General features: G+C 61.9%; 17 protein-coding genes and 3 pseudogenes. 4 read left to right on the top strand and 16 right to left on the bottom strand.

The window, feature by feature from the left end; translation table 11 throughout:
• Positions 1-74: 74 nt before the first annotated feature.
• The 3 genes from JO965_RS37645 to JO965_RS37635 form a co-directional block, all read right to left on the bottom strand.
• A complete protein-coding gene (locus JO965_RS37645; protein WP_203445897.1) occupies positions 75-893 on the bottom strand; it encodes a universal stress protein in 819 nt (272 codons plus the stop codon).
• A gap of 582 nt (positions 894-1,475) precedes the next feature.
• Positions 1,476-1,832 (bottom strand): lysozyme inhibitor LprI family protein, encoded by a 357-nt coding sequence (locus JO965_RS37640; RefSeq protein ID WP_246777122.1) that lies wholly within the window; start codon positions 1,830-1,832, stop codon positions 1,476-1,478.
• Between the two features lie 219 nt (positions 1,833-2,051).
• Positions 2,052-2,624, bottom strand: coding sequence for a L,D-transpeptidase (locus JO965_RS37635; RefSeq protein WP_203445896.1), 573 nt, complete (start codon positions 2,622-2,624; stop codon positions 2,052-2,054).
• Between the two features lie 314 nt (positions 2,625-2,938).
• Here JO965_RS37635 and JO965_RS37630 point away from each other — a divergent pair.
• Positions 2,939-3,651: pseudogene (locus tag JO965_RS37630) on the top strand (IS6 family transposase).
• A 70-nt stretch (positions 3,652-3,721) separates the two neighbouring features.
• On the opposite strand, the gene JO965_RS37625 reads toward JO965_RS37630, so the two are convergent.
• From JO965_RS37625 to JO965_RS37575, 11 genes are all read right to left on the bottom strand, one after another.
• A complete protein-coding gene (locus JO965_RS37625) occupies positions 3,722-4,570 on the bottom strand; it encodes a metal ABC transporter permease (protein ID WP_203445895.1) in 849 nt (282 codons plus the stop codon).
• Positions 4,567-5,424: a metal ABC transporter permease gene (locus JO965_RS37620; protein ID WP_203445894.1), complete on the bottom strand. Its 858-nt coding sequence runs from the start codon at positions 5,422-5,424 to the stop codon at positions 4,567-4,569. Before JO965_RS37620 ends, JO965_RS37625 begins: the two co-directional genes overlap by 4 nt.
• The gene (locus tag JO965_RS37615) at positions 5,424-6,344 is read right to left on the bottom strand and encodes a manganese/iron ABC transporter ATP-binding protein (protein ID WP_203445893.1); all 921 of its coding nucleotides are present in this window, start codon (positions 6,342-6,344) and stop codon (positions 5,424-5,426) included. The genes JO965_RS37620 and JO965_RS37615 overlap by 1 nt, the downstream gene beginning before the upstream one ends.
• Positions 6,341-7,231: a metal ABC transporter substrate-binding protein gene (locus JO965_RS37610; RefSeq protein WP_203445892.1), complete on the bottom strand. Its 891-nt coding sequence runs from the start codon at positions 7,229-7,231 to the stop codon at positions 6,341-6,343. The genes JO965_RS37615 and JO965_RS37610 overlap by 4 nt, the downstream gene beginning before the upstream one ends.
• 433 nt (positions 7,232-7,664) lie before the next feature.
• A complete protein-coding gene (locus JO965_RS37605; RefSeq protein WP_203445891.1) occupies positions 7,665-8,117 on the bottom strand; it encodes a 4-aminobutyrate aminotransferase in 453 nt (150 codons plus the stop codon).
• A 250-nt stretch (positions 8,118-8,367) separates the two neighbouring features.
• Complete coding sequence (locus tag JO965_RS37600; RefSeq protein ID WP_203445890.1) at positions 8,368-8,943, bottom strand: DUF2076 family protein; 576 nt, start codon at positions 8,941-8,943, stop codon at positions 8,368-8,370.
• A gap of 33 nt (positions 8,944-8,976) precedes the next feature.
• Positions 8,977-9,690 carry a Bax inhibitor-1/YccA family protein gene (locus JO965_RS37595; RefSeq protein WP_203445889.1) on the bottom strand — a complete coding sequence of 238 codons (714 nt, stop codon included), beginning with the start codon at positions 9,688-9,690 and terminating at the stop codon, positions 8,977-8,979.
• Positions 9,691-9,709: 19 nt separating this feature from the next.
• Positions 9,710-10,471, bottom strand: a complete 762-nt coding sequence (locus tag JO965_RS37590; RefSeq protein WP_203445888.1) for an anti-sigma factor — start codon at positions 10,469-10,471, stop codon at positions 9,710-9,712.
• A complete protein-coding gene (locus JO965_RS37585) occupies positions 10,464-11,012 on the bottom strand; it encodes a sigma-70 family RNA polymerase sigma factor (protein WP_203445887.1) in 549 nt (182 codons plus the stop codon). The genes JO965_RS37590 and JO965_RS37585 overlap by 8 nt, the downstream gene beginning before the upstream one ends.
• Before the next feature lie 124 nt (positions 11,013-11,136).
• Positions 11,137-13,068, bottom strand: coding sequence for an ATP-dependent zinc metalloprotease FtsH (gene ftsH / locus JO965_RS37580; RefSeq protein ID WP_203445886.1), 1,932 nt, complete (start codon positions 13,066-13,068; stop codon positions 11,137-11,139).
• A gap of 78 nt (positions 13,069-13,146) precedes the next feature.
• Positions 13,147-13,554: a DUF4112 domain-containing protein gene (locus tag JO965_RS37575; RefSeq protein ID WP_203445885.1), complete on the bottom strand. Its 408-nt coding sequence runs from the start codon at positions 13,552-13,554 to the stop codon at positions 13,147-13,149.
• A 636-nt stretch (positions 13,555-14,190) separates the two neighbouring features.
• Here JO965_RS37575 and JO965_RS37570 point away from each other — a divergent pair.
• Positions 14,191-15,735: a M28 family metallopeptidase gene (locus tag JO965_RS37570; protein WP_203445884.1), complete on the top strand. Its 1,545-nt coding sequence runs from the start codon at positions 14,191-14,193 to the stop codon at positions 15,733-15,735.
• Positions 15,736-15,825: 90 nt separating this feature from the next.
• Here JO965_RS37570 and JO965_RS37565 read toward each other — a convergent pair.
• Both JO965_RS37565 and JO965_RS37560 read right to left on the bottom strand, forming a co-directional pair.
• Positions 15,826-16,521 (bottom strand): annotated as a pseudogene (locus tag JO965_RS37565) (IS6 family transposase); the annotation flags it as partial.
• A gap of 637 nt (positions 16,522-17,158) precedes the next feature.
• Complete coding sequence (locus JO965_RS37560; protein WP_203445883.1) at positions 17,159-17,356, bottom strand: hypothetical protein; 198 nt, start codon at positions 17,354-17,356, stop codon at positions 17,159-17,161.
• Positions 17,357-17,778: 422 nt separating this feature from the next.
• Between JO965_RS37560 and JO965_RS37555 the strand changes: the two genes are divergently transcribed.
• Both JO965_RS37555 and groEL read left to right on the top strand, forming a co-directional pair.
• On the top strand, positions 17,779-18,285 hold the full coding sequence (locus JO965_RS37555) for a hypothetical protein (protein WP_203445882.1): 507 nt from the start codon (positions 17,779-17,781) through the stop codon (positions 18,283-18,285).
• A gap of 230 nt (positions 18,286-18,515) precedes the next feature.
• Positions 18,516-18,681, top strand: a pseudogene (gene groEL, locus JO965_RS37550) (chaperonin GroEL); the annotation flags it as partial.
• Positions 18,682-18,690 lie beyond the last annotated feature (9 nt).

Below are 18,690 nucleotides of genomic sequence, written 5' to 3'. Positions count from 1 at the left end.
ATCCAAAGGATGACGGGCGCGCCGTCTCCACCAAACAAGTATGGAACGGGCAGGGGCGTTTCCGAATAGTAAGCTCAATGGGCCATCAGCACCGGCACCGTCATGGTTTGAAGGATCCTGCGGGTCGTGCCGCCCATCACGATTTCCCGCAGCCGCGAATGACCATAGCCGCCCATCACGATCAGATCGGCCTGCACATCGACGGCATGGGCCAGCAGCGTGCTGGCGACACTCCCCCGGTCGGCTGCCAGACTCGTCATCTGAGCCTCGATGTCGTGTCGAGCCAGATGACGCACCAGGTGACTGCTGTGCCGATTTCGGTCGCGGCCGTGGTCGCCGACAGTCACAACTTCGATCCGCTCGGCGATGGCGAGCAGGGGCAAGGCATCGGCAACAGCGCGGGCAGCGGGGCGCCCCTCATCCCATGCGATGAGGATTCTTTTGAGCTGTGAGTGTCCTTGGTGGGAGGGAACGATCAACACCGGTCGCCCTGATCCGAACAGAATCGCTTCGATGAGGTCGGCGGTCTTTGTACCCGCAGGATCAGGTTGCTGGAGCACGGTGGCATCGAAATACCGGGCCAGACGGCTGACCTCGGTGTCCGCATCACCGGTGGAGAGGTCAAGCATCACCGTCTCGACCGCCATGCCCATCTGCTTGGCTCTCTCCGAGAAGGCCTCTAGAGCGGCTCGGGCCCTGGTCTCCACATCCTCCCGCATGTGCTCCAGGAGATCACTCGGCATTTCCGAGCGGATAAAGGCAGGCAGGCTGGGAGCAGCTCCGGACGAGGTGACCGTCACGGACGCCCCATTGGTCCGAGCGAGTTCGAGGGCATAGCGCTCGCCGGCTTCAGTGTCTTTGCCAATCACGAGCAGCAGGTCTTTGAGGGGCATGCACGCCTCCTCTTGGCAAGGTGCGGGATGGCTCCGGGTGGCACCAACTCGCATCCAATGATAGCACAGCCAAGCATCAGGGCCTATCTGTGGCTGCGGTCAAGCTGTTGTCTCGACTGATTTCATGAAGGCTGATCGGCTGTACATGCCGTTTGACAACGCGTGACGAAACTCACATCGTGGATCCGCAAGGCTCCGCTGGCCCGAGGCATCTCCCGAGCGGATATGCGGGACATGGAAGTCCGCAGGTAACTAAGGAGCCCTGCTTTTATTTGCACTTCATATGAGACTTGCGCTCTCCTCAATCTCACATGAAGTGCACAAATCGGCATCCACATCGCCCAGCCCCATCACGAAGTGCAAAATGACAGCCGTGGCCGATAAACTCGAAGGGGTGCCTCGTCCTTGGCTTTAGAGGCTCAGACGCGGGAACCCTCAAACTACGCAGAGTCGTGGGCGGCCGTTTCTGGAACGGGCGCACGGACACCCGCTCTCATCCGCTGTGTGCCGTGTGGCCGGAGCTGTTGCAATGCTCAGGTCTGAATGCGGGTCACCACGCTAGATGTTCCTCATTGACCGCAGTCAGTAAGGGCCACGCTTGGCGAGAGCCTCAAAGCCGCCTCTCAGCTGCTGGACGCGCTCCTGATAGGCTTTGCCTAAGTAGGCTCGGTCGGCTCCACAGGCCGCCCGCCGTTTGAGCCAGGCAGCCTGTTCATCCTCCATGTCACCGCGGGCGCCCATGCCAAGCAACGGCTTGAGCTGGGTGTTGAGGACTGCCATCTCGACATCCTCGTCGTTCAGCTGGCGATCGGCACAAACTGCCTTCTCGTCAGCAGCTTCGGCTTTTGTGCAGTCGAAACTGGCAGCCCCGGCAGGCGGCCATCCCGCAGTCGTCAATAGGGCAACAAGACCCGTGAGGCAGAGAGCGGTCCTGATCATTGGATCATCCTTGATAAACTGACTCCTGAGCAAACCCCTCCAGCTGATCGAGGCTCCCGGTCGAAGAGAGCTGTTGTGAAGCAGGGTTAACAAACGGTGAGGGGCTTAGGTCATGCCCAAGAAGATCCTCAGCCGGAGCTCGCTGGATAGGCATCTGCTGATCTGGCGTGTGGCACCCGCTCGGCACAGCCGCTCTGTTGTTACGGTCGGCCAGCCGTCTCACGGATTTCTGCTGATCTCAGATCGAGAGTGACGCACGCTACCGCCGGCCATGATCCCGACTGTCAGCGGGTCGAAGCCGGTCAGGCGGCTGTAGTCACCTCCCGCACCCGACCCGACTGCCAGTCCTGTGCCGATCGGATCCATCCCCGTGATCTCGACTCGCGTGTTCTCGGCTCCTTCCAGCATGATGAGATCGAAGAGAATCCTCGCCTCTCTGGGTGCCAGCCGCACGCAGCCGTGCGAGGCTGGGGCCCCGAGATAGTTCGTGGCACGGCTGCCGTGAATGGCATGGCCCGCATCGGTGAAGAAGATCGAGTGCGGCATGGGTGCGTTGTCCCATTCCCGTGAGTAATGCACCCTGGCCAGCCGTGACGGCGTGAAGGTGCCGACTGGTGTGGAGTAATCGGCGGTGCCCGTCGATACCGGCCAGGAATAGCGCTGCTGCCCGTTGACAGACACAGTCATGCGCTGTGTCGTCTTGTCAACCACGATCGACACTTCAGCCACCGCAGGACCGGCCAGGATGATGCCTGCGAGCAGTGAGATCACGGGCCAGATTGCTCTGCGCATCGATCAGCCTCCGATGTTGTTCAAGCCTGGGTTGAGGCGCCGCACAAGGATGACGGTCGATAACAGCTAAGGTTCCGCCTTCAAGCCGGTGGTGCGCAGCGATCCACCCAGAGAGAGCTGCGACCGAGGGCAGGGGAGGGCCGTCCGATAGCCAGATCGGGAGCTCGCAGATGCTGATGAACTGCCGAAAGGCCGCGGCCTAGGATGCGAAAGCCTCCTCACCCGCCGTTGCCAGGTAGATGAGGAGGTTCTGTTGCAGCTTTGAAGCTTGCTCGGCCCGAGCTACGACAGGAGCGGGCTGAGAGGGGCTGGCGGTGAAGCGAAATAACAAAAACCCGTTCAAGGGCCGGCAATTTACGGCGGTGGTCATCCTGTGGGCGGTGCGTTGGTACCTGCAATTCCCGATCAGCTATCGCGACCTTGAGTGCATGCTGGCGGATCGCGGTGTCCGCGTTGATCACACGACGTTGTTTCGCTGGATCCAGGCCTACGCTCCAGAGCTCGAGAAGCGCATCCGACCGCATCTGCGTCCAACGAACGGCTCATGGCGCGTGGATGAGACATATATTCGGGTCAAAGGCGAGTGGGTGTACCTGTACCGCGCCGTTGATGCGACCGGGCAGACAATCGACTTTCTGCTTTCGCCCCAGCGGGATGCCGCGGCAGCCCGACGGTTCTTCCGGAAAGCTCTGAAGCAGTCACATACAGGCAGTCCGCGGACCATCACGATCAACAAGAACGCCGCTTACCCCATCGCGACAAAAGCCATGAAGCGGGAGGGGCCGCTTTGGCGCTTTGCCAAAGTCCGGCAGGTGAAAATTCTGAATAATATCGTCGAGCAGGACCGCCGGCGCATCAAGCGCTTGGTCCGGCCAGGTTTGGGCTTCAAGAGCTTTCAAACTGCCTTGCAGTTGCCGGCTATGAGGTGATGGCGATGATCCCCAAGGGTCAGGTGGCCTGCGTGCCTGCGAATGACATGAAGGCTCAGAGTGACTTCATTGCTGCTCTCTTCAGCGCTACTGCCTGACCAGAGGCCACGTCCGGCCGTCTCTTAACCTATGTCAGGGTTTGCAACGGAACCTGCGCAGGTGGGACCGTCACTCCGCATCGTGGACACTCCGCCGAATGCTGAAGCCATGCTGACGAACGAAGGCCGCAACGAAGGTGCCAGCCATGAGCAGAACGATGGTCGGGGCGGGGGCGCTGTCGATGAAGAAGCTGACATAGACACCGGTGAAGGATGCCACCGCGGCAACCAACACCGACACGACCAGCATCGTCCCGAACCGCTTCGTCAGGAGAAACGCCACGGCGCCCGGCGTGATCAGCAGGGCAATGGTCAGAATGATGCCGGTCGCGGTCAATGCGCCCACAACCGTCAGGGAGAGCAGGGACAGGAAGCCATAGTGGAGAAGCCGCACCGGCAGGCCCATAGCTTGGGCCTGCTGCGGATCGAACGCATGGAGCAGCAGATCCCGCCACTTCATGGCAATGATGGCCAAAACGACCGCGGCGATGATCCCGCTCTGTACCAGATCCGGCCAACCCACGCCGAGCATGTCACCAAAGAGGATGTGGTCGAGATGCACCTCCGTCTCCACCTTGGTGTAGAGCACGATGCCGAGGCCGAACATGCCGGAGAACACAATGCCCATGACCGTGTCCTCCTTGATGCGGCTATTCTCCTTCAAATAGCCAGTGGCGAGCGCGCAGGTCATGCCGGACGCGAAGGCGCCCACCGCCAAGGGAAGGCCGGCAATATAGGACAGGACAACACCGGGCAGCACCGCATGCGAGATCGCATCCCCCATGAGCGACCAGCCCTTGAGCACCAGGAAGCACGACAGCAGTGCCGCTGGCGCCGCGACGAGCATGGCGATCACAAGGGCTTCCCGCATGAACGGAAAGGTGAGGGGCAAGATGAGCGTGTCGAGCAGGCCGGTCATAGGCTCGCCTCCGATGTGGCTCGCATGCGCCGGCGGGCGGCGAGCAGCCCATGCTTGGGCGCCAGGAAGAAGGCGGTCAGGAACACCAGCGTCTGCAGCACGATGATGATGCCGCCGGTGGCACCGTCGAGGAAATAACTGAGATAGGCGCCGATGCCGCTTGAAAGCGCGCCGACCGCTATGCTGATCAGGATCAGCCGTGGAAACCGATCAGTCAGAAGGTAGGCCGTAGCACCGGGTGTCACCACCATGGCGATCACCAGGAACGCCCCGACCGTCTGCAACGCCGCGACCGTGCAGGCGCTGAGCAGGGTGAAGAACAGGACTTTCAGAGCCGTGGGATTCAGGCCGACCGAGCGGGCATGGTTCTCGTCGAAGAAGGTGACGAGGAGGTCCTTCCACTTCACCAGCAGAATGGCGAGAGACACGCCCGCAATGATGACAAGTTGCAGCGTATCCTCGGGCGTGACCGCCAGGATGTTGCCGAGGACGATGGTCTGGATGTTCACGGAGGTGGGCGACAGCGACACCATGAACAGCCCGAGGCCGAAGAAGGAGGTGAAGATCAGCCCGATGATGGCGTCCTCCTTGAGCTTCGTGCGCTGGTTCAGGAACAGCATGGCGCCGGCCGCCAGTCCGCCCGAGAGGAAAGCTCCGACGGAGAAGGGCAGGCCGAGCATGTAGGCGCCAGCCACACCTGGGACGATGGAGTGTGAGAGCGCATCGCCGATCAGCGACCAACCTTTGAGCATCAGATAGGCGGAGAGGAAGGCGCAGACCGCCCCGACGAGGGCGCTCACCCACATGGCGTTGACCATGTAGTCGTAGGAAAACGGCTCAAGGAGCTGGGCCATCAGGTGCGCTCGCTTCCTGCGGCCGGTGGGTTAGCCGTGCTATCCTTGGTCGCATCCGAAGCTTTGTCTGCGTAGATGACCAGCGGCCGCTCGTCGTCGGAGATGACATCCACCGAAGCAATACCGGCACGAAGTTTGGCATCGAACACGAAGTGCCGAAGCACGCCGCCAAAAGCCTTTTCCAGGTTGGCCCGCGTGAATACTTCTTCCGTCAGCCCGGCAGCGAGCACGGTCCGGTTCAGCAGCACGGCGCGATCACAGAACTCGGGAACGCTACCGAGATTGTGGGTCGAAACCAGGATCACGCGGCCTTCGTCGCGAAGCCCACGCAGGAGCACGATGATGGCCTCCTCCGTGGTCACGTCGACGCCGGTGAAGGGCTCGTCCAGGAGAATGACACGGGCGTGCTGCGCAAGGGCGCGTGCCAGGAAGACCCGCTTCTTCTGGCCACCCGAGAGCTCGCCGATCTGGCGCTTCCGGAAGGCCGTCATGCCGACCCGTTCCAGCGCCGCGTCCACCGCCTCGTGGTCCTGGCGCCGGGGCAGACGCAGCAGGTTCATGTGTCCGTAGCGGCCCATCATCACCACATCGTCGACCAGAACGGGGAAGTTCCAATCGACATCCTCACTCTGGGGCACATAGGCGACGATATTGTTCTTGAGCGCCTGGGCAACGGAGCCGCTGAGGATCGAGATCGAGCCGGGTGACACGGGGACAAAACCCATCACGGCCTTGAACAGGGTCGACTTGCCGCTGCCATTGACCCCCACCAGAGCCGTGATGGTGCCACGCGGGATCACAAAGCTCACGTCCCGAAGAGCCGTATGCCCATTGCGGTAGGTGACCGTTGCACCACTGACGGTAAGTCCTGCGTCGGCGGCGCCGGAACGAGGGTCGGCTCGTCGGGTGGGGGCATTCATTCGGTCAATCCCTTGGCGATGGTCTCCGAGGTGACGCGCAGGAGATCAAGATAGGTCGGCACCAGACCTGTGGCATCACTCAGGGAGTCGACGTAGAGAACGCCGCCGTATTTGGCGCCGGTCTCGCGGGCCACTTGCTTGGCCGGATCGGGCGAGACGGTGCTTTCCGAGAACACAGCCGGGATGGAGTTGGCCCGCACGGCATCGATGACCTTGCGCACTTGCCGCGGCGTGCCCTGCTGATCGGCGTTGATCGGCCAGAGGTAGAGTTCCTTTAGGCCGAAGTCGCGAGCGAGGTAGCTGAACGCGCCCTCGCTGGTCACGAGCCAGCGGCGCTGCTCGGGGATCGCCGCCAGGGTCGAGCGGATCGGCGCGACGGTCGCCTGGATCTTCGCCTTGTAGGTCTCCGCATTGGCCCGGTAGGTCTCGGCATTCCCGGGATCGTGATTGGCGAGCGCATCGCGGATGTTGTCGACATAGATGAGGGCATCGCTGGGGGACATCCAGGCATGGGGGTTGGGCTTGCCGGTGTAGGGCCCCTCCTGGATCCCCATCGGCTTCACGCCCTCGGACACGACGACGCTGGGCACCTCCCTTAGATTGCGGAGGAACTTCTCGAACCAAAGCTCAAGGTTGAGGCCGTTCCATAGGATGAGCTTGGCATCCTGCGCCCGCAGGATGTCGCCTGGTGTCGGCTGGTAATTGTGGATCTCCGCTCCGGGCTTGGTGGTTGATTCCACGATGGCTGCGTCACCAGCCACGTTCTGCGCCATGTCGGCAATGACCGTGAAGGTGGTAACGACCTTGAACTTGCCCTTTGCTCCTTGAGCAGATGAGGCAGCGAAGAACAAGGTTGCAAAGATCAGCAGCAAGGGAGGAAGCTTCATTAGGGTCTCCTCGAGAAACATCCCGGTAGTTTATGCAGTTGCAAAGCATTTGCAAGAAGCTCGATTGCCTAGGTGGCCTTAAGGCTGAGGGTTCACAGGCCTTGGTTTGCAAGTGTCCAAGACCCGATTGCTTCACCCTTCGACCTTGGCGTTTACGGCATCAGTTGGCGGATGGGCCTTGGCCGATTTCGAGGAGACGCGGATCGCCAAGCCAGAGTAACCAAGAGCCGCCTCTGCCCTTGGGTGGCTTTGGCTTCAAGGAGCTACGTGCCGGCTGCCGCCTTTGGGGCGTCGACTGGTCTCTGCCCACGTGCTCACGAGCGACGCTGCTGGCCTATAGGGACTACAAAGGGCCGCGTAAGCGGCCCTTGCCAAGCCCTTCTGCCAAGATAGCGTCAATGCGGACCGGGAGGTCCGTCCGACCGCTTCGTCGTCACAGGTCAGCGTCAGCGTCCGGGTTGGGCTTGGCGTCTGCGGGCGTCGCGTCTTTCACCGTGATCCTGATGGTGTGGCTCTCCACCTTGCCACTGGCCGACTTGACCTCGTAGCTGACCTCGTCGGCTCCCTTGTAGGTGGGGTTGGGCTTATAGAAGATCCCTTGGGCCGTAGCCTCCAGTTTCGGGCAGCGGGAGATCCGTCCGGCTTTGAGCTTCCCACTGCGCACATTCAGCTCGCCGTGTTTGGGCGGGGTCACGACCCGGACGGTTGGCAGCGGCCCCGACGTGCAGTCCTTTTGCACGTTGCCATAGACGCCTAAGCGATGCGGCTTGCCGGCAACCACATCCGTGCTCCGGTAGGCGCTGTTGCTCTGAGCGAGGACGGCGGTTCCAGACAGGGCAAAGATGCAGGCAAGGGCGAAGGTCGCGGCAGGCTGCAAACAGTGCATTCTTAAACTCCGTACGGGGATCGTGCTGCAGGAAATGATGGGGCTGGAAATCGGTGTAAGGTCACCGGGCAACGGCGTTGCAAGGCCGGCATTCCATCTCTGTCGTGAGCCTGAGACGCGCATGGACCTGCGACGGCGGAATGGTACTGGGGATCCGAGAGGTCTCCAAGACGGGCGCTCGGATCGGGAGGGATGAGATCATGGGGCGGTCAGCCCTGGTCTGGGAGGGCCGCCCCATCGTTGATCGGACTTAGATGTCCTCTTCGAAGCTGAAGTCATCGCCGCCAGTATCCTCGGCGGCGGCTTGCTGCGGCTCGGCCTGGCCGGCATCGGCGGCTTTCGCCTCGTCTCCACCTCCGAAAGCATCGGCGATCATGTTGCCCAGCAGTACGCCGCCGGCCACGCCCATGGCGGTCTGGGCCGCGCCAGCGAGAAAGCCTCCGCCGCCACGGGGAGCCATGCCGCCATGTGTCATGTGGGGCGGCATGCCGTGCATCGGCTGCTGATAGGGCTGATGCGGCTGATAAGCGGGTTGCGGCTGCGGCCGTGACTGCCCACCGCCAAACAGGCCAGAGAGGAATCCCCCACCGCCTGCCGGACGGCTGGCCAGCTCCTGTTCCAGTTGCTGGATCCGGCCTTGGGCGGCATTCAGTGCCTGCTCCTGCACCACGATGGTCTGGGCCATGTAGTACGGAGCATTCGGCTGCCGCGCGATCTGCGAGCGGATGAACTCCGCCGCCTGCGTGTCCGGAGCTCCGGCTTGGCCCTCGACCTGCGCGATCTTCCCGAAGAGCTGTTCGATGGCCTGACGGTCCTGATGGTCCATGTAAATCAATTCCTTTCTTGCAATGGACGGGGGTTACTCTTCCCGCTGCCCGGTGAGGCTCAGCAGCAGCTGGAAGAGATTGATGAAGTTCAGGTAGAGCGAGAGCGCGCCAAACACGGCCATCTTGTTGTTGGCTTCGTGGCCATAGCCTTCGGCATACCGCTCCTTGATCGACTGCGTGTCGTAAGCGGTCAGGCCGGTGAACACGAGCACGCCGATGATCGAGATCGCGAACTGCAAAGCGCTCGACGCGAGGAAGATGTTAACCAGCGAGGCGATGACGATGCCGATCAGGCCCATGATCAAGAACGAGCCGAACTTCGAGAGATCGCGTTTCGTCGTGTAGCCGTAAAGACTGGTGGCACCGAACATGGCCGCCGTTATGAAGAACGTGCGGGCGATGCTGGCTCCGGTGAAGACCAGGAACACCGAGGCGAGTGACAGCCCCATGACGGCCGAGAAGGCAAAGAAGGCAGTGCGGGCGGACGCCGCCGTCATCCGGTCTATGCGAAACGAGAAGAAGATGAAGGCCAGTGGCGCCAGCATCACCACCCACTTCAGCGGGGTTTGGAAGATCGGCACATAGAGGGCAGGGGTTGAGGCAACAAAAAACGCCACGAGTCCGGTCACCACAAGGCCAATGCCTATGTAGTTGTAGACCCGCAGCATGTGCTGGCGCAGGCCCTCGTCAAAGACGGCGCTACCCGCGCGTGCGGTCGTTGTCTGCCAGGCGTAAGGTGTATTCATCAAAGTCCTCCTGTGGGTGTTATCGAAGCTGGCGGGACAACCCGATGGCGGCCCGTTCAAGGGTTGTGTCGCTGCCGGTCCCGGTCAGCGCGTAGGCGAGCGGGCCGGTCTGCCAATAGACAGCCTTCGCCTTGTCGAAGCGGGCCAGGGTTGGGGCGATCACGTTGAAGGCCGGAGTCTGGGCGGCAAACAGGGACACCCGGCCAAGATCATTGGCATCGATGACGAGTTCGACGCTGTGGCCATGCCTGGACGGGAAAACCTGTGCATCCCGAACCTGCCAGTCATCAGGCAGGGGCGGAAGTTGGATCCCGGTCTCGGCCAGGATCTCGGCCGGGTCATAGGCCTCGACTTCAGGCTGTGAGACCATGCGAGCGCGCAGAAGGCCCGTCTCGTGCGAATGCAGGGCATCCTCGACGAAAGCCGGCGGCTTGGGCGAGGCCTCGCTGTCGGAAATCCCCAGCCCGACCTGCCCGTGAGCAAACCAGCCGAACCCGATCAGCGCCACCACGGCGGCGATCCGGCGCAGCTTCAGGCCGAACTCCTGCCAGGCCAGAGCGCGCTCAAGTCGGGAAGCCGCTGCAAAGGTGGTCTCTGGAGCGCGGGGCAGAGGACAAGCGTGGAGCAGCCGGAGGGCATCTCGGTCCTTCAGATCGGCCATGATCCGCGCGGCGGCTTCCGGATCGTGGGCAAGATGCTCCTCGACCTCAATCCGTCGCGCGACGTCAAGCTGGTCATCCACATAGGCCAGAAGGTCCGCTTCGGTGATAGGGTCAGACATCGGATCCTCCTACAGTGCGCAGGCTTGGACGCTTGCCTTCGGACGGTCGCGACACCTCGGTTCCTGACTCGAAGCCTCGCAAAGTGGCGCGGGCGCGGCCGAGGCGGGACATAAGGGTGCCGACTGGGATCTTCAGAGCGGTGGCGGCCTCTGGGTAGGACAGGCCTTCGATAGCGACGAGATGCAGGGCAGCCCGTTGCTCGTCTGGCAGGCTCACGAAAGCGGCCTGAACCTGCTGGAGCCGCACCCGGCTTTCCTGGTCGGGTGGAGCCGCTGTCTCGGCAACAGCGGCAACCTGCTCCAGGCGACGGAACTCCGCCACGTGACGCCGCCGGTGATCGATGAAGGTGTTGTGCAGAATCGAGAGCAGCCAGCCACGCAGGTTGCCGCCCGGGCGGAACGAGCTGCGCTGCTCATAGGCCCGAACAAGGGTGTCCTGCACCAGGTCCTCGGCTTGGCTCTCGTCCCGTGCCAGCGAGCGAGCATAGCGCCGCAAGGGTCCGAGCAGTCCGATGACATCCATGCGCTTGGCGTCGTTCATGACCCGTATACGGAGCTGATCGCAGGGTTAATCCGGCAAGGATCGAATTTTTCTGCCCGTCACCAGACTGGGAGCGGAAAAGAAAAGGCGTGTGCGGTCGAAGCACTCGCCTTCTACCTTTGCTTTAGCTCTGGGGCTGCGGAATCAGTTCCCCGTCGCTCTCCCGCGGCCGGCCACGGCCGGCGGTGGGCACGGCGGAGCCGCGGCTGGGGGTGATGGTCTCGCCGGTGTCGCGCACCGGCGGCTGGCCGTCGAGCAGATGGCGGATCTCGTCGCCGGTCAGAGTCTCGTATTCGAGCAGACCGCGGGCCAGGGCCTCGAGCTCGTGCGCCTTCTCGGTCAGAATGCGGCGGGCATCGTTGAGCCCGTCCTCGACCAGGCGGCGGACCTCCGAGTCGATCTTCTGGGCGGTGGCCTCGGAGACGTTCTGCTGGCGGCCCATCTGCATGCCGAGGAAGACCTCGTCCTGGTTCTCGCCATAGGCCACCGTGCCGAGTTCGGGCGAGAAGCCCCACTTGGTCACCATCATCCGGGCGAGACGGGTCGCCTGCTCGATGTCCGACTGAGCACCGGAGGTGACCTTGTCCTTGCCGAAGATCATCTCCTCGGCGATGCGGCCGCCCATCATGATGGCGAGGCGCGAGGTCATCTGCTCGTAGGACATGGACAGCTTGTCCCGCTCGGGCAGCTGCATGACCATGCCGAGCGCGCGGCCGCGCGGGATGATGGTCGCCTTGTGGACCGGATCGGTCGCCGGGACGTTGAGGGCGACGACGGCGTGGCCGGCCTCGTGATAGGCGGTCAGGCGCTTCTCGTCGTCGGTCATGACCAGGGTGCGGCGCTCAGCGCCCATCATCACCTTGTCCTTGGCGTCCTCGAACTCCTTCATCGTGACGATGCGCTTGCCGCGGCGAGCGGCGAGCAGCGCCGCCTCGTTGACGAGGTTCATGAGGTCGGCGCCCGAGAAGCCGGGCGTGCCGCGGGCGATCACCTTCAGGTCCACGTCGGGAGCGAGCGGCACCTTGCGCACATGGACGCGCAGGATCTTCTCGCGGCCCAGGACGTCCGGATTCGGAACGACGATCTGGCGGTCGAAGCGGCCCGGACGCAGCAGCGCCGGATCGAGCACGTCGGGACGGTTGGTGGCCGCGATGATGATCACGCCCTCGTTGGCCTCGAAGCCGTCCATCTCGACCAAGAGCTGGTTGAGGGTCTGCTCGCGCTCGTCGTTGCCGCCCCCTAAGCCTGCACCGCGATGGCGGCCGACCGCGTCGATCTCGTCGATGAAGATGATGCAGGGCGCGTTCTTCTTCGCCTGCTCGAACATGTCGCGCACACGGGAGGCACCCACGCCGACGAACATCTCGACGAAGTCGGAGCCCGAGATGGTGAAGAACGGCACGTTGGCTTCGCCCGCCACTGCGCGGGCGGTCAGGGTCTTACCGGTACCGGGAGGGCCGACCAGCAGCACGCCGCGCGGAATGCGGCCGCCGAGACGCTGGAACTTCTGCGGATCGCGCAGGAACTCCACGACCTCCTGCAGGTCTTCCTTGGCCTCGTCGATGCCGGCGACGTCGTCGAAGGTGACGCGGCCATGCGCTTCAGTCAGCAGCTTCGCCTTCGACTTGCCGATGGACATCAGACCGCCTCCGCTACCCTGCTTGTTCATAGCATTGCGGGACATCCAGACCACAATGCCGACCATCAAGGCAAACGGCAGCAGCGACAGCAGCAGGCTGCCGAGCAGGCTCGGCTGCGGCGGTGGCTCTGCTTTGATCACGACGCCCTTCTGCTGGAGTTGGGCGATGAGGCCGGCACCTTGCGGAACGTAGGTCGTGACGACGCCGCCGCCTGAACGCTCGGCCACGACCTCCTGCCCCTGGATAGTGACCGAGCGGATCTCGCCTTGATCGATTGCCGTGATGAAGGCGGAGTAGGGGAGTTGATCAGGTTGCGGTCCCGCCGTGCTCTGGAAGTAGAACATCGACAGCAGGGACATGACCGCAGCGGCTATCGCAAAATTGCGAAAGTTAGGCGCGGCGTTGGGGGTGTTCATCGCTATGCTTTCTGAGCGGCAAAGGTCTAGCCGAGATACGAGGGTAACAGCCGGACACGATCGGGTTCCTGAGTAGTGTCATCTCTGGAAGGTGTTCAGCCCTGGATGGAATCGGTCGAGATGGTCACGCAGCAGTGCCATGTTGCGCAGGTTCGAGCGAAAGAACACATCGCCAACCCAGCCGACCACCGGGACCGCGCTGATGGCGAAGTCGACGCCGACATTTCCTGTCATCCGCAGGAGCGTCGACATTGGTACACCAAGACGGCGCGCCTCCCAGATCAGGTAGGCCGACATGCCCTTTGACGTCAGCGTGCCGACGCCAGGAACCAGGTTCAAGAGCGCGTCGGCACCGAGCCGGATGTTGGTTCCCGGCACGCGAATGGCGCTGTCGAGGAAACGTGCAAGGGTATCAAGCCTCGCTCGTGTCTCGCTCGCGCGGAAAGAGGTGTCATTGAGGGAAGATACGTGGAGGTAAGACGTCACAGTCGTCTCCCAGATGCAGAGCAGCCTCACGCTCCTCAGGTGAGAGAGTCCGACATCGCAGCTTTGGGGAAGACTGCCAGAGGGGCCCGGACCCCGATAGTTGGCATGTGTGGTTAGAATGACTCCGGTTCAAGAGCTGGGTCCAATCCGTTTCCCCGTTATTTGCCTCGGATCCACCAGCCCGGCAACATTACGAAAGCTTAATGCCAGCATTCAGTACTCATTCACTGACCGCATCCTATGCAGACAACAAGATCACCACTGGCACCGTTAACTTAACTAAGTAATGGCTGTTTTAGGCTGACACCCCATCGGCCTAAGCTGTTGAAAATGCAGTACGGCGCACCCTTCAAACCACCGGCAAGAACAAGTAAAAGTGTTAAGTTGACGAGACCCCAAGGCGTTTGGCTCGCTCGGCACGTTGAGCTCGCATCGGATTTTGCCGGCGGCATCCACCACATAGACACCGGAGGATTCCAATTCCACGTCGGTGCCGGCATACTGCTCCGTGGCTGTCCCTCATGCTGCTGGGAGCCGATCCAATCGGACCCCGTTTCCATGCCATCACGCTGAGGGATAGCCGCTACGCTACTTCGCGAGCGGCAGGCGCATTACGATCTAGTTGATGAGGTAGCGATGAGACCAACCACTCGGCTCTTCCTGGTCAGTGCCGTGCCGGCCATGTTGATAGCAACGTCGCTTGTCGCACAGACTGACAGCTCCGCGTTGCGTGACGCCGTGACGGTGGCGGCGATCCGCACCCATCAGGAGGAACTGCAGAAGATTGCAGACGCCAACAACGGGACCCGCGTTTCGGGCAGTCCCGGGTATGATGCTTCCGTCCGCTACGTAGAGCAGAAGCTTCGGGACGCGGGCTACCAGGTCGTGGTCCAGCCATTCCAATTCCCAGTCTTCGAAGAAAGATCTCAGGCGGAGGTAGCACGGCTTAGTCCGGGGTCTCGGGCCTACGCTCATGGGACCGAATTTCTCACCCTGCGGTACTCAGGACCGGGAACCGTCGAGGGCGTGCTGGTGCCGACCCGCGACATCGTTATCCCACCAACCAGCAGTCCCAGCTCCCCCAGCGGGTGCGAGCCTACCGACTTTCCTGCCGCGCCGTCAGAGCCGGCCGTGGCGCTCGTCCAGCGCGGCACTTGCTCCTATCAGATCAAGGTCACGAACGCGGCAGCGGCCGGCTACGAGGCGGTGATTATCTTCAACGAAGGCCAAGACGGACGCCGGGAGGTCCTTACAGGCACGCTTGGTACGCCGGTCGGCATCCCCGTGGTGTTCGCGAGCTTTGCAGTGGGCGAGGAGCTGCACGCGCTGGCCCAGAGGGGCCCAGTGCGAGCCCGGGTCAGAACGGACACGATCACCGAAAGCCGTGAGACAGCTAATGTCATCGTCGAGACAAGCGAAGGTACGGCGGATCGGGTTGTGGTCGTGGGCGCTCACCTCGACTCCGTGCGAGAGGGGCCGGGCCTCAACGACAACGGCAGTGGCGCAGCCACCATTCTCGAGATCGCGCTCCAGATGCGACGGTTGGGCATTGCCTCGAATAACCGGCTCCGCTTCGCCTTCTGGGGCGCTGAGGAGTGGGGCCTGCTTGGCTCAAAGCACTACGTCGACCAACTTCCGCCGGAGGATCTCAGCAAGATCCTGCTCAACCTCAACTTCGACATGCTCGGCTCACCCAACCCCGTGCGCTTCGTCTACGACGGCGACGGCTCCGCGGATGGACCCGTCGGCCCGCCTGGCTCGGCCGAGATTGAGGCCGTTTTCCTCGACTACTTCCAGAGCCAGAACCTCCCCACGCTGGCGACACCTTTCGACGGCCGCTCTGACTATGGTCCGTTTATTGACAAGGGTATTCCGGCCGGCGGTCTCTTCACTGGCGCGGAAGGCCGCAAGACGGAGATGCAAGCCCAGATCTTCGGTGGGACGGCGGGTGAGGCCTATGATCGATGCTACCATCAGGCCTGCGATGACCTCGCGAACAACAACGACCGTGCACTCGACGAACTCAGCGACGCGGCAGCCCACGCGGTGCTGCACTTCACGACCATTCCGCCTCCGCCTCCTATGGTAGCCGCCCTCGCGGCTGGTGTTGTTGCTCGGGCAGCCAGAGGTGTGCCGCTGGAGACGCTTCCCTTCCGTGGTGAGGCCCAGCTTCAGAAATGAGACTCTGACCGAGAATTGCCCATGTGAGGGCACTGTTGCAGTAACTTGAAACGGGCAAAGGAAGCTCATCGAATGGGCCGCTCGGGCAGCGAGATCGAAGAGCTGATTGACGAGACGGATTTCGCCGGTCGCCTGTCGCTCGACGTTTCCGCTGGATGCAATGACCGCGGCGGATCATCCGCATGATTTCAAAACCCTTCAGGGTCGCGGCGGCAGTGTTCATCGTCTGGGAGCCGCGCGTCGGTCGGGTCATCCGCTTGAGCGCGCCGTGATTCGCCTCGGTGATGTTTTTTAAGTACTTTGACGTGCGGTGCTCGATGTCTTTCGGCAGCAGCCCTTCGTCCTGCAGGCGCAGGATAGCCTTGGGATACGACGCCAGTTGATCCGTCGTGATGGATGATGGTGGATAGTGGCTCATCGCCTTTACGGCTTTACGCAGGAAACGATAAGCGGCGTTGGTGTTCCGGCGATTGGACAGCATAGAGCCGATCAGCCGACCGTGTTTATCGACCGCTCGAAACAAGTACCGCCAGCGTCCGCCAACTCGCACAAGGTCTCATCGACCCGCCATGAGCCTGACCGATGTCCCTGGTACGGTCGCACCCGCTTCTCGATCTCTGGGGCATAGCGCTGCACCCAGCGGAAGATCGTGGGTGGGTTCACATTGATGCCTCGCTCTTGCATCATCTCGGCCAGATCGCGATAGCTGATGCCGTACTTGCAGTACCAGCGCACGCACAGCAGGTTGATCTCAACTGGGAAGCGACGACGCTTGAACAGATACATTGGAACGGCTCCTCAATAGCCGCTCCGGATTATCTAAGACCAGTTAACGCAACAGCCCCTGTCGTCTTCGGGATCATGTCGCACCCCCAAGTCGGCTGGTAACTATTCGAAAACCATGTTGGCTCATTCTATTGTCGTCGCAGGCGAATTTGCTTGCGCGACAAGCGGGGTGGACTCCGGTGGTTTTCAGCTTGTTCCTGGTGGTTGTTGTCTCCTTGGCCCTTCTGATTATCCCTGTGTTGGTAGGCATGATAAGCGAGCCCGAACGGTTCAGAGTTCGCCCTACACCTCCGAGCCTTGCCCCTCCCAAGGAGCGTAGCCGATTTGGTTTGCCGAACCGGTTGATCATGCCGCGCCCCCGAACATTTAGTTCCTCGCGAACGGACTCGTGATCTCAAGCGTAAGAGCAAGGCTAATCTTTCGTTCGTAATCTAGCTTCAATGCCTCAAGTGCGTTTGGCGGCAATCGGTCCTAATGATCTTCGCCGAAGTGCCTGCAACGGAGAGGCTTGCGTGACGAAAGAAACTGGCGATCATTTCGGGTCGCGGGTCATGGGCTTGAAACCCCGCAGGACCCATTAGACTTGGCCTATTTCAACGGCTATGCACTATAGACGTATCTCACGACTCCATTCCTCCTAGCGATGCCCGGCTTCAAAGTTGAAGAAGTCGAGCCCTGGCAGGAAGAAGATGAGCTTTGGCGGGTCCTGCGTGCGACTTTCCCCTCCGAGATTGCCAGCCACTGCCGCGAGCAGGACTTCTATTTTGGCCCCGATTTCCTGCTCCGCCGTCACGATTATCAGGTGGACGTTTCCGGCGGCTTCCTTGCTGCGCATTACGTCTACAATGTCAGGGAGTTTGGGGATTCATGTTCCCCACCCAAAGGCGCGCTCACCCGCGTCTCGCAAACCGCCAACCGGACCGCTCACGCACACTCGTGTCAATCGACCGCAGTGACTATGAGGTGACTTGAATGCATTTGGCCTGACCGGAATTCTGGACGTGATGCCTTCTGTCCTCAGACGGCTTGGTTCGGTTTCACAAGGGATGGGACCAGAGGAACTCAGGTCTGTCCGGTGTCTGATCCAAGGCCGGGCTCGGTGACCACTTGCTCTCGGTTGCCATAGCCAGCGCTGAATGCCGTTGCAGGCTCTGCGGCTTTTCTGACAACGAACTCGACTCAGGGCTCCTCCAGATTGACAGGGATGATGCCGGAGGATCACCATCCTGGAGTGGGGGCGCCACGAGGATGGCCGCCATGGGCAGTTTTGACCACATCCTGAACTGGACCCTGAAACAGGGCTCGCACGTGTTCCCCGGCAAGGACGGTGGGACCTGCATCAACGAAGCGGCCGTGGTCGCGGCGGGCTTCCACTACCGACCGGTGCGAACCGTCGACGACATGCCGGGTTGCTTCTCTCATCCAATCTGCCGGCTTGCGATGCACCTGAATGATGAGGCCGATGACGAGGAGCGGCAACTGCTACTGCCCTTCGTGACCCGCCTGGCCTGTGCTGACACGGCGGAGGTTGAGCGCAAGCGGCAGGCGTATATCGACGCGCTAATGCCATACCGCATCTCGTTTCGGGACCGGCTCGACGTCCTCGAAGATGCGCTCGCCATCGGACGCCAGGCTGACCTGTTCCCGTCAGAAGAGGTGAAGACCCGGCTGGAGGCTGTTCAGCAGGGTGCGAATACGGCCACCTCGGTCGCGGACTATGCTGTATTCTCTCAGGTGAAGACTTGGTTTGGTCCTCTCCTTTGAGATCAGGATCCTGCAGAGCTTCAGGTCAAGAGAGGCATCTGGACCGGAGCAGTCAGTTTGTGTTTTTGATGCGCTGCCCGACGCTTGGACGATCGTGGGGCTGGCATCATTGCGGCCAGCGGCCTTTACACCGTCTATCGCGAGCGGGTTCGGGCTGCCCGCCGACGGTAGTCCGCATTGGCTCGGCCCATTAGGCCTCTTGGTGCATAATCCTGACCGACAGCTTGATCTTCGATGCTCAGACTGAGGAGTTTGTGGATCTGGTCCAAGCCGGCATCGTCGATCCGGCCAAGGTCGTCCGTGGCTGGCCTGCTCGTCACGACCGAGGCCATGGTCGCTGCGCTGCCGAAGAAGGAAGCCGCCCCGGCAATGCCAGGTGGAGGAATGGGCGGCGGCATGGCGCGC

It is taken from the genome of Microvirga sp. VF16 (genome assembly GCF_016864375.1).
Classification (GTDB): domain Bacteria; phylum Pseudomonadota; class Alphaproteobacteria; order Rhizobiales; family Beijerinckiaceae; genus Microvirga.
Note: the sequence above shows the minus strand (reverse complement) of the source record. Positions and strands in the feature narration are given on the sequence as shown.